Source organism: Pseudomonas sp. MWU13-2862, assembly GCF_023242495.1.
Lineage (GTDB): Bacteria > Pseudomonadota > Gammaproteobacteria > Pseudomonadales > Pseudomonadaceae > Aquipseudomonas > Aquipseudomonas gingeri_D.
In genome coordinates, this window is record NZ_JALMEZ010000006.1 from 123155 (window position 1) to 137274 (window position 14120).

The following is a 14120-nucleotide window of genomic DNA, read 5'->3' on the forward strand; positions in this document are numbered from 1 at the left end:
GGAAGGGAGTCAAAGGATGAAAGGTTTCAACTCGGCCGTGCTGGGGTTGGGATTGGCCGTGTGGTGCGGCTTGGCAGGGGCGACAGAGGTGCCCGCCGGTTATCGCGTGGCCCAACAATTGCCGATCGATAACGGGCAGGTGTTGGAGATACTGGAGGACGTGCGGATGACTCCGGACCTGCATCGCGCCCTGTGGGGCAACGGTACGGAACCGGAAAGTATCGAGGACCAGGTGCTCGCCGCGGATGTCGAGAACAAGCCGTTCGTCGACGCCCAGGTGCGCTTGCTGGCGGCCTCCGGTGAGGCGCTGGAAAACAAAAGCCTGGGTTACCCGCTGGCCACGGTTGAGAAAGCCCCCCTGGTGGGCCTGCCGGCCCCGGCCTATTTCCTGACCATCGATGAAACGGCGCCGATGGGCACCTACAGCGGTCCGGCCACCCAGGTACTGATGCCGTCGACGGGCAAGCTCAACGCCACGGTCTATCGGACGGCGGAGGGCAAGAGCGAGGCGCTGTTCCTGGCCCAGACCGGCAAGGCGGCCTGGCAGGTCGGCGCGCCGACGGCGGACGGCGTGGCACAGATCCAGCAGGTGTCCTCATCGCCGGCGAGCGAGGATGAAGAGTTTGTCACCACCTACCGGACTTATCGGTTCAAGAACGGCGCCTGGCAATTGTCGTCGCGGCAAGAGGCGGGGTATTGGGACACCGAGAGCGATTTTCCGCAGCGCTCGGCGTTTCCCTGATGGTGCCGGTGCGGGTTTGCCAGTGATTGCGAGGGTGTACTCACCGCCGCATCGCCGGCAAGCCGGCTCCCACAATTTTTCTAGGGCTTTGTTTACAGCTCGATCAGGGCGCCCAGTTCCCGTTCGAGTTCCTCCGCGTCGGCCAGATTCAACTCGATCAGGCGCCGCAGGTGCTGGATCGATTCCAGGCCGATATGCAGGCACTTGAAGCCCAGGTGGTCTTTTTCCCGGTGCACCAGTTCGGCGTCCATTTCGACATGGGCGTTTGCCGCCAGGCGAATGTCGACGCGGAAGATGCCCTCGTTGCTGTCATCCCAAGTGCCGGGTCGCTGAAGTAGCAGCCCCTTGAGCGACAGGTCGATCAGATGCGCCGACCAGACGGTGGAGCCCTGGCTGAGGGTGGTGTCGGCGTCGAAATCAATACGTTTGAATTGGCGTCGATTGGAATGCGGGTCGCTCATGACGTGGCTCCTTGGCGTATTCATTGACTATAGCCTCCACAGCCAGCAGGAGCGAATGTATAGCCGGATACCAAACGATTTGTGCTGCCGTGGGCTAGGGTGGGTGGCCATTGCAAGCCATCGCGCAGGGGCAAAAAAGCCGTTCTCGAGCAATGTCGGGTATGGCCTTTGGCCCTGTTGGCGCTAAACTCAAGGTAGCTGTCTTTCTTGTCCTCTCTGGCTGGAATATAAAAATGAAAAATAATAATAGCCCGCTACGCCACCTACCCTGGCTGCTGCTGGCAATCGTTGGAGCATGCGCCCTGGGCGTAGTGGCCTTGCGCCGCGGCGAGGCGATCAACGCCTTGTGGATCGTGGTCGCCGCTGTGGCGATCTATCTGGTTGCCTATCGTTACTACAGTTTGTTCATCGCCAACAATGTCATGCAGCTCGATGCCAATCGGGCCACGCCGGCGGTGCTCAACAATGACGGTCTGGACTATGTGCCGACCAACAAACACATTCTTTTCGGTCACCACTTCGCGGCCATCGCCGGCGCGGGACCGTTGGTCGGGCCGGTGCTGGCGGCGCAGATGGGGTATCTGCCTGGCACGCTCTGGCTGATCGCCGGTGTGGTCCTGGCCGGTGCGGTGCAGGACTTTATCGTCCTGTTCCTCTCCACCCGCCGCAACGGTCGTTCCCTGGGCGATATGGTCCGCGAGGAAATGGGCCGCGTGCCGGGGACCATCGCCCTGTTCGGCTGTTTCCTGATCATGATCATCATCCTCGCGGTGCTGGCGCTGATCGTGGTCAAGGCACTGGCCGAGAGCCCATGGGGCATCTTCACGGTGATGGCGACCATCCCGATCGCGATGTTCATGGGCATCTACATGCGCTACATCCGCCCGGGCCGCATCGGTGAAATCTCCATTGTCGGCGTGCTCCTGTTGCTCGGCTCGATCTGGCTGGGCGGGCAGATTGCCGCCGACCCTGTGTGGGCCAAGGCCTTCAGCTTCACTGGCGTACAGATCACCTGGATGCTGGTCGGTTACGGTTTTGTGGCAGCAGTGTTGCCGGTCTGGCTGATCCTGGCGCCGCGCGACTACCTGTCGACCTTTCTCAAGATCGGCACCATCATCGCCCTGGCGATCGGCATCCTGATCACCATGCCCGTGCTGAAAATGCCGGCGCTGACCCAGTTCGTCGACGGCACAGGTCCGGTCTGGAAAGGCGGCCTGTTCCCGTTCCTGTTCATCACCATCGCCTGTGGTGCCGTCTCGGGCTTCCACGCGCTGATTGCCTCGGGGACCACGCCCAAGCTGCTGGACAAGGAAACCAACGCCCGCTACATCGGTTACGGCGGCATGCTGATGGAGTCCTTTGTGGCCATTATGGCGATGGTCGCCGCTTCGGTGATCGAGCCAGGCGTGTACTTCGCCATGAACAGCCCGGCGGCGGCGGTCGGCAGTGATGTGGTGACGGTGGCACAGACCGTCACCAGCTGGGGCTTTGCGATCACCCCTGACGCCCTGCTGGCCGTGGCCAAGGACATCGGTGAAACCACCGTGCTGTCACGTGCCGGCGGTGCGCCGACCCTGGCGGTCGGTATCGCGCAGATCCTCCACCATGTCCTCCCCGGTGAGAACAGCATGGCGTTCTGGTACCACTTCGCGATCCTGTTCGAGGCGCTGTTTATCCTGACGGCGGTGGATGCCGGTACCCGTGCCGGACGTTTCATGTTGCAGGATCTGCTCGGCTCCTTCGTCCCGGCGCTCAAGCGCACCGAGTCGTGGACCGCCAACCTGATCGCCACCGCCGGTTGCGTGGCCATGTGGGGTTACCTGCTGTACCAGGGCGTGATCGACCCGTTGGGCGGCATCAACACCTTGTGGCCGCTGTTCGGCATCTCCAACCAGATGCTGGCCGGTATCGCGCTGATGCTCGGCACCGTGGTGCTGATCAAGATGAAACGCCAGCGCTATATCTGGGTGACCTTGCTGCCTGCCGCCTGGCTGTTGATCTGTACCACCACCGCCGGCTTTATCAAGCTGTTCGATGCCAATCCGGCCATCGGTTTCCTTTCCCTGGCGAAGAAATACAGCGTAGCGTTGGAGGCAGGGCAGGTGATCGCCCCGGCCAAGGACATCAACCAGATGCAGCACGTGATCTTCAATGCCTATACCAACGCGGCGTTGACGGCACTCTTCCTGTTTGTGGTATTCAGTGTGCTGTTCTATGCCATCAAGGTCGGTGTCTCGGCCTGGGGCAACAAGGAACGCACGGACAAAGAAACCCCGTTCCAGGCCGTGCCTGAAGCGTAAAAGAGGAATACCGCCATGTTCAACGACCTGAGTCGCCTCGGTAAATACCTCGGTCAGGCCGCGCGCCTGATGGTCGGCATGCCCGACTACGACACCTACGTCGAGCATATGCAGAACAAGCACCCGGACAAGCCGGTCATGACCTACGAGGCGTTCTTCCGGGAACGCCAGGAAGCCCGTTATGGGGGCAAGGGCGGGCCGAAGTGCTGTTGACCCGGGTGGCGCTCTCTTGAGGGCGTACCGGGTTATTCAAGGCTGAACACTGTCACTGTGGGAGCCCGGCTTGCCGGCGATGGCGATCTTGCGGACGCCATCGCCGGCAAGCCGGGCTCCCATCGTTTTTTTAGCGTATGGGAGATTTCTGTTTGTCAGTTCCTATTCCTGTGACCGTCCTGAGCGGTTTCCTCGGCGCCGGCAAGACCACCTTGCTGCGCCATCTGCTCAAAGCCGAGCACGGCCTGAAAATCGCCGTGATCGAGAACGAATTCAGCGACGCCGGCATCGACACCCAACTGCTGGGTGCCGAGCCGGTGCAAGTGATGACGCTGTCCAACGGCTGCGTCTGCTGCACTATTCACACTGACCTGACCAAGGCCCTGTATCTGCTGCTGGAGCGCCTGGACAGCGGCGAAATCGCCTTCGACCGACTGGTGATCGAGTGCACCGGTCTGGCCGACCCGGCCCCGGTGGCGCAGACCTTTTTTATCGACGAGGAATTGCGCGAGCGTTATCTGCTCGACGGCATCATCACCCTGGTGGACGCGGCCCATGCCGAACATCATCTGACCCAGGCCATCGCCCAGGCGCAGATCGGTTTTGCCGACCGGCTGCTGGTGAGCAAGCGTGACCTGGTGGATGAAGCGACGTTTACGGCCTTGAGCGAACGGCTGACGCGGATCAATCGCCGGGCACCGATCCGTATCGTCGAGCACGGCAACATTGATCTGGCCGAACTGCTCGATGTGCGCGGCTTCAATCTCAATGCCGACCTGGGTGGCGGCTTGAGTTTGCGTCCGGTCAGCAAGGCCGCATCCATCGACCGTATTTCCAGCCTGGTGCTGCGTACCGACCAGCCGCTGGATATCGACAAGCTCAGCGAGTTCATGAACGAACTGCTGGAAGATCACGGCAAACAGTTGCTGCGCTACAAGGGCGTGTTGAATATCGCCGGTGAGCCCCGGCGCATGGTGTTCCAGGGGGTGCTCAAGCTGTACGGTTTCGACTGGGATACCGAGTGGGAAGAGGGCGCGGCGCGGGAGAGCGTGATCGTGTTTATTGCCGATGACCTGCCGGAAGAGAAGATTCGCGAAGGCTTTGCGAAGGTCGCGACGGCTTGACGTGTGCACTGTGGTGACTGGGCAAACCCTGATGCCGTTCAGTTAAGGCCGAACACCGTCCTTGTAGGAGCAGGGCTTGCCAGCGAAGGGGGCCTCAAGATCGCTAAAAGCTTCGCGGGCAAGCCCTGCTCCTACAGGTTAAGTGGCGTTTTCAATATTCCATTCCCCTCGACATGAACGGCATTAAGGCAAGCCCGCTCGCCACGGTTGGGTCCGCGTTTAACTGGGACGGCTGGCTTCCTGGAGAGATTTTGGCGGACTCAGGACCACTGCAGGACGCCAAGCTGATCCAGGTACTTCGTCAGCCATTCGACGCCGACTCCGGCATTGCCGTTCTCCACGGCATTGACGATGGCCTCACGTACTCGCCAGTCCTCGCTGCGCGCCGAATGTTGCGCCAGGGCCAACCCGGTCAGCGGCACCAGCCCGCTGAGAAAGTGCGCCAGGGGGGCGTTGCCGGCCATCCTCGCCAATTCCAGATGAAACTCGCCCCCCAGCCTTGTCGCCGTGCTCTGCCGGCCAGTTTCGGCATTCTGGCGTTCACGGGCGACCAGCGTGCGAAGCGCTGCAAACGTCAGTCCAGCGGACTTGGCGCAAACCAGCTCGATAACGCTGATCTCGGCCAGCCGCCGCGCTTGCAGGGTCTGGCGGATCTGTTCGGCGTCCGGCTCGGCGACCCGGGCGCGTTGGTTGGGGCGGGTAAGAATGATCTGTTGCCGCGCCAGACGGCTCATGACCCGGCGCACCTGGCTGCGACCCGCGCCGTAGACGCGTATCAGGGCCTCTTCACTCAACCCCTCGGCAAACTGGCGGTCGAGGATGTCTTCGAACACCTGGGCGTAGAGCGTCTCGGCGCAGAAAGCCGGGCCCTGTGGCGGCACCACGGTACGCCGGGTGGTGAAGGGCAGGGATGTCGCAACGCTGTTCATATCCGGTCTCCCCTTGGCGGGTGGGTTATTGCTCGGTACTGCCCAGATGGTCGTCCGGGATGGTGAGTTCGATGCCCATGCGTCGGCCTTCCTGGAGGATATGGCGACGCATTTCCGCGCTGGCCAGGGCGCTGTTCTTGTTGCGGATGGCGCGCACTACGGCCTCGTTTTCCAGCAGGCGTTCGGCCAGGTGTTCCGGCGAATTGCGCAGGACCTCGGCGCTCTGCTTGAGGGCGTTGCTGGTCTGTTGCACCACGTTCTGGAAGATCGGGTTGGCGGTCAGGGCGAACAGCTCTTCATGGAAGGCGATGTAGGCGTTCATCCCGGCTTCGCTGTCGTCGGCCTCCAGGGCTTCGCGCATGTCCATCAGGGTCAGGCGCAGTTGGCCGACTTCCTTGCTGCTGATGGACTGCGCCACCAGCCCGACGATAAACGGCTCCAGGGTGTAGCGCAGTTGCAGCACATCTTCGAGGCTGGCGTCGGCCACGCCGCTGTGGGCGGTCGAGGTTTCGCTGGGGGCGGCGTCGAGCACCACCACCCCTTTGCCCGGCATCGAGCGCACCAGGCCAAGGGTTTCCAGCACGGTCACGGCTTCGCGCAGGCTCGGGCGGCTGATGCCCAACTGTTCGGCCAGTTCACGCTGGCCCGGCAGCATCTCACCACGACGCCACTGGCCCCGGGCCAGGGCCGCCCGGAGTTTTTCTACGACTGAATTGACAACGGTTGAGGTAATCACGGTGTACTCCAGATAAAACGGTGAGGCCACGACCCGAGGCCGGCGCTTGTTTCGCGGGCCTGGGGCCAGTACCGGCGCCCGTCCCCGGGCGCCTGGCATCAAAACTCCTGCTGATGAGCCGGTGTTGCCGGCTTTCTCGGCGTAAAGGCATAACCTTGCTGGCCATCGAGGACCTTGTGGGCCCGCTGCACATCGATGTCCTTTTCCCAGCGGGCGATGGCCACGGTCGCCACGCAGTTGCCGACCAGGTTGGTCATGGCCCGACCGATGCCCATGAACCAGTCGACCGCCAGCACCAACACCAGCCCGACCACCGGGATCGCCGGAATGGCCGTCAGGGTGGCGGCGAGGATCACCAGGGCCGAGCCGGGAATACCGTGGGCGCCCTTGGAGGTGATCAGCGACACCAGCAGGATGGTCAGCAGGTCGGTCAGCGCCAGCGGGGTGCCGGTGGCATTGGCGATAAAGACGATGGCCAGGGTCAGGTAGATCGAGAAACCGTCCAGGTTGAACGAGTACCCGGTCGGGATCACCAGGCCCACCGTCGAACTGCCTATCCCCAGGTGCTCGAGCTTGCGCATGACCTGCGGCAGCACGGCATCCGAGGACGCTGTACCCATCACGATCAGCAGGTCTTCGCGCAGGTACTTGAGGAAGGGCAGGATCCGCAGGCCGGACAGGCGCATCACCAGGCCGAGGATCACCAGCACGAAGCACAGGCAGGTCACGTAGAACAACGCCACCAGGCTGCCGAGCTGGCGCAGCGAGTCCAGGCCGTAGGTGCTGGTGGTGAAAGCGATGGCGCCGAAGACGCCAATCGGCGCCAGGCGCACGATCATGCCCATGATGCGGAAGATCACGTGGCTGAGTTCATTGATCAAGCGCGAGATGCCTGACGCCGACTCGCCCACCAGGTTCAGGGCGCTGCCGAACAGTACGGAGAACAGCAGCACCTGGAGAATGTTGTTGTCGGCAAAGGCGCCGATCACCGAGTTGGGGATCAGGTCCATCAGGAACTGGGTGGTCCCGCGCATATGCTGGCCACGGTCGGCGAGGTCGCCCAGGGCCACCTTGGACAGTTGCTCCAGGTGAATATTGGCGCCACTGCCGATGCCGGTGGAGAAGGCCAGGATCAGCCCGATCAACAGGGCGATGGTAGTCAGGACTTCGAAGTAGATCACCGATTTTAGGCCGATCCGCCCGACTTTCTTCAGGTCGCCGGCACCGGAGATGCCGCTGACCACCACGCAGAAGACGATCAGTCCGATCAGCATCTTGATCAGCTTGATAAAGCCGTCGCCGAGGGGTTTGAGTTGGACGGAAAATTCGGGAAGGGCGAGTCCGCAGATGATGCCGAGCACCAGTCCAAGGACAACCTGAAGGAAAATCGAACGCGAGCACCATCTGAGCATGGGGAGGATCCTGGTCGGCGTTCCGTGATCTGTGCCTGTGGCCGCAGCTTCGGAACTTAATTGTTGTGGTCTTACCGGTATGTCCAGTGCGGGGTCAGTCTACGCCCGGTTTTTCCGGGATCACAAGCGGTTTTTCGCAAAATTGGTTGGACCGGTCTGACCAGTAGTGCCGCTCCTGTAGGCGCTGGTTTGCCGGCGATGAGGCCTGCAAATGCGATGCAAGCCTCAAGATCGCCATCGCCAGTAAGCCGGCTCCCACAAAATGGTGCTCCGCCGCAAGGTGCTGCTTTGCGGCGAAGGGGCGACGGACGGCGAGTTTCCTCCAGGCGAAAAAAAGCCCGGTCATCGCTGGCCGGGCTCTTGGAGGGGGACCGAGTGGCCGCGGGTTGACGGCACGTCTTCGGTTCTAGAAGCAGCGAACAGTTTCAGCCTGGAGATACTTGCGGGCCATTTTGACTTCCGCACCTTGCGCAGTGGTCGCGAGCATTCTTTCGTGGGCGACGTCGACGCCTTGTGGTGCTTGGGGTGAAGGCGTGAGTGCAAAGCAGTTGTACTCGTTATCCGTGGTGGTGTCTGCGTGTACGGCCGTGGTGAACGCGATGCTGAATACGGCCAGTGTGGCGCCTCGGATAATGGGTTTTATCATGGCTGAAACCTCGTTTTGAATGAGGTATCAGCATGTCCTTTACGCATCGCCAGACGTATTGGCGAAAGTCGTCACTGACCGACAGGCGTTTCCGTCTGTGAATGTGAAAGCTGATGGCAAGGTGTAAAGGCTTTGCTTTTACAGGCGACAAAAACACCAATGCCCCGACAAGTCGGGGCATTGGTTTCAGTCCACCGGCCTGTCGGCCAGGTGGGCTTTCAGCGAACCGCTATCAAGCGCCGTAAACCGGCAGCTTCTTGCAGATGGCCTTGACCTTCTCGCGAACGGCGTCGATCACCGCTTCGTTGTTCAGGTCGGCCAGGATGTCGCAGATCCAGCCGGCCAGTTCGCGGCAGTCGGTTTCCTTGAAGCCACGGGTGGTGACAGCCGGGGTACCGAAACGCAGGCCGGAAGTGACGAACGGGGAGCGTGGGTCGTTCGGCACCGAGTTCTTGTTCACGGTGATGAAGGCTTTGCCCAGTGCGGCGTCGGCGTCTTTACCGGAGATGTCCTGCTTGATCAGCGAGAGCAGGAACAGGTGGTTCTTGGTACCGCCGGAAACCACGTCGAAACCGCGTTCGATAAACACTTCGGCCATGGCCTGGGCGTTTTTCACCACTTGTTGCTGATAGGCCTTGAACTCAGGCTGCAGCGCTTCCTTGAAGCAGATCGCCTTGGCCGCGATCACGTGCTCCAGCGGGCCGCCCTGGGCGCCCGGGAATACGGCGGAGTTCAGCTTCTTCTCGATCTCGGCGTTGGCGCGAGCGAGGATCAGGCCGCCACGTGGACCGCGCAGGGTCTTGTGGGTGGTGGTGGTGACCACGTCGGCGAACGGCACCGGGTTCGGGTAGACGCCAGCGGCGACCAGACCGGCCACGTGGGCCATGTCGACGAACAGGTAGGCACCGACTTTGTCGGCGATGGCGCGGAAACGTGGGAAGTCGAGGATCTGCGAGTAGGCGGAGAAACCGGCCACGATCATTTTCGGCTTGTGCTCGACCGCCAGGCGCTCGACTTCGTCGTAGTCGATCAGGCCATTGGCATCGATACCGTATTGAACGGCGTTGTACAGCTTGCCGGAGGAAGAAACGCTGGCGCCGTGGGTCAGGTGACCGCCGTGGGCCAGGCTCATGCCCAGGATGGTGTCGCCGCCTTGCAGCAGGGCCAGGTAAACGGCCGAGTTGGCCTGGGAGCCGGCGTGTGGCTGGACGTTGGCGTAATCGGCGCCGAACAGTTCCTTGGCACGGTCGATGGCCAACTGCTCAACCACGTCGACGTATTCGCAGCCGCCGTAGTAACGCTTGCCCGGATAGCCTTCGGCGTACTTGTTGGTCAGGACCGAGCCCTGGGCTTCCATCACCGCGGGGCTGGTGTAGTTTTCCGAGGCGATCAGCTCGATGTGCTCTTCCTGGCGCTGAGCTTCTTGCTCCATGGCGGCAAAGAGATCGGCGTCGTACTTGGCAATAGTCAAATCACGGCTGAACATGGCGGTCCTCAAGGATCGGGGGCAGAAAAGAAGGCATTCTAACCCAATGGCTTTTATCTGGCATATGAAAGGGCATCATGTCGCAGATAAGCGGCGCTCAATCGAACATGAACAGCGCATCATTGCTGAACTGCGCTTCAAAGCGATTGGGCGCCATCGGCCGGCCGAACAGATAACCCTGTACTTCGTCGCAACCGTGCTCGCGCAGGAAGTCGAGCTGCTCGTGGGTTTCCACGCCTTCGGCGATCACCGCCAGGTTCAGGCTGTGGGCCATGGCGATGATCGCCCGGGCGATCTGCGCATCCTGTTCGCCCGACGGCAGGCCGTCGACGAAGGTGCGGTCGATCTTCAGCACGTCGATCGGGAACTGCTTGAGGTAGTTCAGCGACGAGTAGCCGGTGCCGAAGTCGTCCACCGCGATGCTCAGCCCGAGGTTCTTGAGCCCTGCGAGAATCAGCATGGCCTCGCTGACTTCGCGCATCAGGATACTTTCCGTCAGTTCCAGCTCCAGACAGGCCGGCGAGACACCGGTCTCCTTGAGAATATTGGCGATCCGCTTGCCCAACTGGCCGTCGGAGAACTGCCGCGCCGAGATGTTCACCGAGACCTTGGGCACCCGCACCTTGGCCAGGTGCCAGGCCTTGAGCTGGCGGCAGGCTTCGGTCAGGACCCAGTCACCGACATCCACCACCAGCCCCAGCTCTTCCAGTACCGGAATGAAATCCCCTGGTGGCACCAGGCCACGCCGTGGGTGGCGCCAGCGCAGCAGGGCTTCGGCACCGGTCAGGCGCTTGCCGTCGCCGCTGAACTGCGGCTGGTAATACAGCACGAATTCGTTCTGCTCCAGGGCGTGGCGCAGGTCGCTTTCCAGCTCCAGGCGTTCCAGGGCGCTGGCGTTCATATCGGCCTGGTAGAACTGGAAGTTGTTCTTGCCGCGTTCCTTGGCGTGGTACATCGCGGTGTCGGCGTTTTTCATCAACTGGCTGAGTTCGCTGCCATCCTGCGGGCTCAGGGCGATGCCGATACTGGCGGTGACGAAGAACTCGCGGCCTTCGAGCACGAACGGCGTCACCAGGCTGGTGAGAATCTGCTCGGCGACATTGATGGCCCGGTTCAAGGCCATTTCCCGAGTGGCCCGCGGTTGCAGCAGGAGGGTGAACTCGTCGCCGCCCATGCGCGCCACGGTGTCGTCGTCGGCCACGCAGGCCAGCAGGCGGGTGGCCATTTCCTTGAGCATGCGGTCGCCGGCGGCGTGGCCCAGGGAGTCGTTGATCGGCTTGAAACGGTCCAGGTCGAGGAACATCAGCACTACCCAGGACTTCTGCCGCTCGGCCTGTTGCAGGGCGGTGTGCAGGCGGTCCTGGAACAGCGTGCGGTTGGGCAGGTGGGTCAGGGCGTCGTAGTAGGCCAGGCGGTGAATCCGTTGTTCGCTGGCCTTGCGCTCGCTGATATCGGTGAAGAAACACACGTAGCTGGCCAGGTCGCCTTCATCGTCGAGCACCGCGGTGATGCCGACCCAGGCCGGGTAGTGCTCGCCGTTACGGCGTTTGAGCCAGACTTCGCCTTCCCAGGTGTTGTGCTGCTCCAGTTGCTTGAGCACATAACGCAGGTGGGCTTCCTGCTGGTCGTCGACGGTGAGCAGGTTCGGCAACTGGTCCAGCACGTCGGCCACGGCGTAACCGCTGACCCGGCTGAACGCTTCGTTGGCCTGGACAATGTAGCCGGCCGGGTCGGTGATCAGGATCGCCGAGGTCGAGTGCTCGAAAACCGTCGCGGCCATGCGCAGGTCTTTTTCCGCCCGGCGTTGCTGGCTGATGTCGCGGCCGACGCCGAGGATGCCCTCGAAGGCGCCGTGTTCGTCCCACACCAGCACCAGGCGCAATTCGATGGGAATCTTGCGGCCGTCGGCTTTCAGGCAGTCGAACAGGAACAACTGGGTCTGCACTTGTTCGCGCAGTTCGGTCAGTTCCTCGGGTTTGTCCAGGGCCTTGCTGACCCGCTCCATCAACAGGTAGATGCCATTGAGTTGCTGTGGGTTGGCAATGGTCGACTGCCAGCCATGCTGGAACACCCAGTCGACTTCATAGCCGAGCACCGCATGGACCGACGGGCTGACGTAGTTCAGGCTCAGTCGGCTGTCGGTGGAGAAAATCACGTCGCTGATGCTTTCGGCGAGCATCCGGTAGCGTTTCTCGCTGTCGCGCAGGGACTCGCTGGCCTCGATCTGGTCGGTGACGTCCTTGGCCACGCCGATGATGCGCGTGACCTGGTCATACTTGTCCCGGGCCAGGGCCTGCTCGCGGACCTCGAAGTGCCGCCAATGCTCGTTGCGATGGCGGAAACGCAGCTGGCACTGGAGCAACTGGCTGTAACCGGCATGGCGCTGCTGCTGGCGCAGGCGATGATAGTGCTCGGCGTCTTCGGGGTGCAGCAGGATTTCCCAGAAGTATTCGCCCATCTGGTGCAGCTCGGTCTTGTTGTAGCCGAGGGTCTGGCCCAGGTGATGGTTGCTGAAGATCATCCGCTGGCTGATCACATCCTGCACATACAGGTGATCCGGCACGGTACGCACCACATCCGACCAGAAGCCCTCGCGTTCCAGCAACGACAGTTCGATCAGCTTGCGGCTGGTGATATCGGTGATGCTGAGGATCACCGAGGAATAGTCGCTGGCGTCCTCCGGCAGGCGCATGACCAGCCACAGGTGCTGGTCCTGGCCTTGGCCGGCGCTCAGCTTGATCTCCAGTTCCAGCTGGTTCTGGCGGTTGAGCAGCGCTTCGACCAGCGAGTAGCCGATACCGGCGGCATTGCTCGGGCAGCCGTCGATCAGGCATTGCCAGGCGCTTTCACGGGAATCGACATTGAGCAGGCGCAGGGCCACCAGGTTGACCTCGGTGATCCGCAGTTCCTGCATCAACAGCCGGCGGTGCTCGGGGTCGTGGGCGATCCAGTGCTTGAGCGACTCGCTGTCCAGCAGGCGATGCTGTTCGAGGAAAACCGGCAGCCCGGAAAGGTCGAGGACGCACAAGGCAACGCCGGTACCCTCGAAAATATCCTGGTAGCGCCGGCGTCCTTCAGTGACCTGCAACTGGCGCCGCCGCATGTTGAGCAACGCCAGCACCGGCAGCAGCGACAACCCCAGCCCCAGCAGGCATTTGCCGATCAGGGCCGGCAGCAGGTCCTCGATCACCTTGCGCGGGTCGAACAGGCCGCGCAGTTGCCAGTCGCTGTTGGACAGCGGCGTGACCAGCACGCTGTTGGCCTCTTCGTCGGCGCTCAGCGGCACCGGCGTGGGGGCGATATCGTCGTCCCGGCTGATCACCAGGTGATTGTTGCGGTTTTCGATCAGCCAACTGGCCCCCGATTCCTGATTGCCCGGGCGGGTGAGGTCCTGGAACAGCCGGGGCGACAGGCGCAGGACCCAATAGCCGTTGCTCTCGCCGCTGGCCTGCTGCAACAACAGGTGAACGGCCGAGCCGTGATCGTCATTGGTGAAGTAGTAGGTCTGCTTGCGGTTGCTGTGCTTGACCTGTTCGACGAGGAAGGCGGCGTCATGGCTGTCGGTAGCGCTGTCGCTGATCAGGGCGCCCTTGGCGTCGAGCAGGGCGATGCTTTGCAGGTCCGGCATCGACACCCGTACCCGGTCGAGCAAGGCCAGGAGTTCTTCGCGGTTGTTGGGTTTGTCGACGATCGGTAGTAGATTGAGGGCGATCTGCGCATTGAGCGCCATGTTCAGGCTGACGCGCTCGGCCAGGTCGGCGCTCGAGTCGATGCTGTTCTGGCGTTGCAGTTGGCGGGTTTGCTGGAATTGATCGATCAGTTGCCAAAACAGCAGGACGAGCAGGAACAGCACCAGCGTGGCCAGTATGCCTTTGAGTGTCCCGCGCAGGGGTGGAGTCGAGGCCGGGTTGGCTGCGCGCGCGGACGATGGCGGATTGGCGTTGGTCAAACTGTGATCCTGCGGTTGGGCTGGATTGGCGCGACATGCACTATAAGCCGGACGCCCGAAGGGCGGCTAGCATGCCTTGAGTTGTGGCAAAGTGCCAGTCCTGTTCGACCGAGCGGTTTGCC

At 62.1% G+C, this 14120-nt stretch carries 11 protein-coding genes; 4 read left to right on the forward strand and 7 right to left on the reverse strand.

The annotated features are described in order from the left end of the window. Positions 1-16: 16 nt before the first annotated feature. Entirely contained in the window at positions 17-742 is a 726-nt protein-coding gene (locus M5C56_RS12940; protein ID WP_103499711.1) for a hypothetical protein, read from the forward strand. Positions 743-834: 92 nt separating this feature from the next. Here M5C56_RS12940 and M5C56_RS12945 read toward each other — a convergent pair whose 3' ends face one another. Beyond that, on the reverse strand, positions 835-1203 hold the full coding sequence (locus M5C56_RS12945; RefSeq protein ID WP_103499712.1) for a PilZ domain-containing protein: 369 nt from the start codon (positions 1201-1203) through the stop codon (positions 835-837). A gap of 233 nt (positions 1204-1436) precedes the next feature. On the opposite strand from M5C56_RS12945, the gene M5C56_RS12950 reads away from it, so the two are divergent. From M5C56_RS12950 to yjiA, 3 genes are all read left to right on the forward strand, one after another. Further along, complete coding sequence (locus M5C56_RS12950; RefSeq protein ID WP_177099320.1) at positions 1437-3503, forward strand: carbon starvation CstA family protein; 2067 nt, start codon at positions 1437-1439, stop codon at positions 3501-3503. A 15-nt stretch (positions 3504-3518) separates the two neighbouring features. Continuing rightward, a complete protein-coding gene (locus tag M5C56_RS12955; protein WP_017123431.1) occupies positions 3519-3716 on the forward strand; it encodes a YbdD/YjiX family protein in 198 nt (65 codons plus the stop codon). A gap of 137 nt (positions 3717-3853) precedes the next feature. After that, positions 3854-4840, forward strand: a complete 987-nt coding sequence (gene yjiA / locus M5C56_RS12960; RefSeq protein ID WP_177099323.1) for a GTPase — start codon at positions 3854-3856, stop codon at positions 4838-4840. Positions 4841-5100: 260 nt separating this feature from the next. Here yjiA and M5C56_RS12965 read toward each other — a convergent pair whose 3' ends face one another. The 6 genes from M5C56_RS12965 to M5C56_RS12990 all read right to left on the reverse strand — a co-directional run bounded on the left by M5C56_RS12965 (position 5101) and on the right by M5C56_RS12990 (position 13998). Further along, on the reverse strand, positions 5101-5769 hold the full coding sequence (locus M5C56_RS12965) for a GntR family transcriptional regulator (protein WP_103497060.1): 669 nt from the start codon (positions 5767-5769) through the stop codon (positions 5101-5103). 25 nt (positions 5770-5794) lie between these two features. Beyond that, positions 5795-6505, reverse strand: a complete 711-nt coding sequence (locus M5C56_RS12970; RefSeq protein ID WP_103497061.1) for an FCD domain-containing protein — start codon at positions 6503-6505, stop codon at positions 5795-5797. A 98-nt stretch (positions 6506-6603) separates the two neighbouring features. After that, the gene (locus M5C56_RS12975; RefSeq protein WP_103497059.1) at positions 6604-7917 is read right to left on the reverse strand and encodes a C4-dicarboxylate transporter DctA; all 1314 of its coding nucleotides are present in this window, start codon (positions 7915-7917) and stop codon (positions 6604-6606) included. 406 nt (positions 7918-8323) lie between these two features. Next, complete coding sequence (locus M5C56_RS12980; RefSeq protein ID WP_103497058.1) at positions 8324-8563, reverse strand: hypothetical protein; 240 nt, start codon at positions 8561-8563, stop codon at positions 8324-8326. 232 nt (positions 8564-8795) lie between these two features. Continuing rightward, positions 8796-10049 (reverse strand): serine hydroxymethyltransferase, encoded by a 1254-nt coding sequence (gene glyA / locus M5C56_RS12985; RefSeq protein ID WP_103497057.1) that lies wholly within the window; start codon positions 10047-10049, stop codon positions 8796-8798. Between the two features lie 97 nt (positions 10050-10146). Beyond that, positions 10147-13998 carry a bifunctional diguanylate cyclase/phosphodiesterase gene (locus M5C56_RS12990; protein ID WP_103497056.1) on the reverse strand — a complete coding sequence of 1284 codons (3852 nt, stop codon included), beginning with the start codon at positions 13996-13998 and terminating at the stop codon, positions 10147-10149. Between the last annotated feature and the right edge of the window lie 122 nt (positions 13999-14120).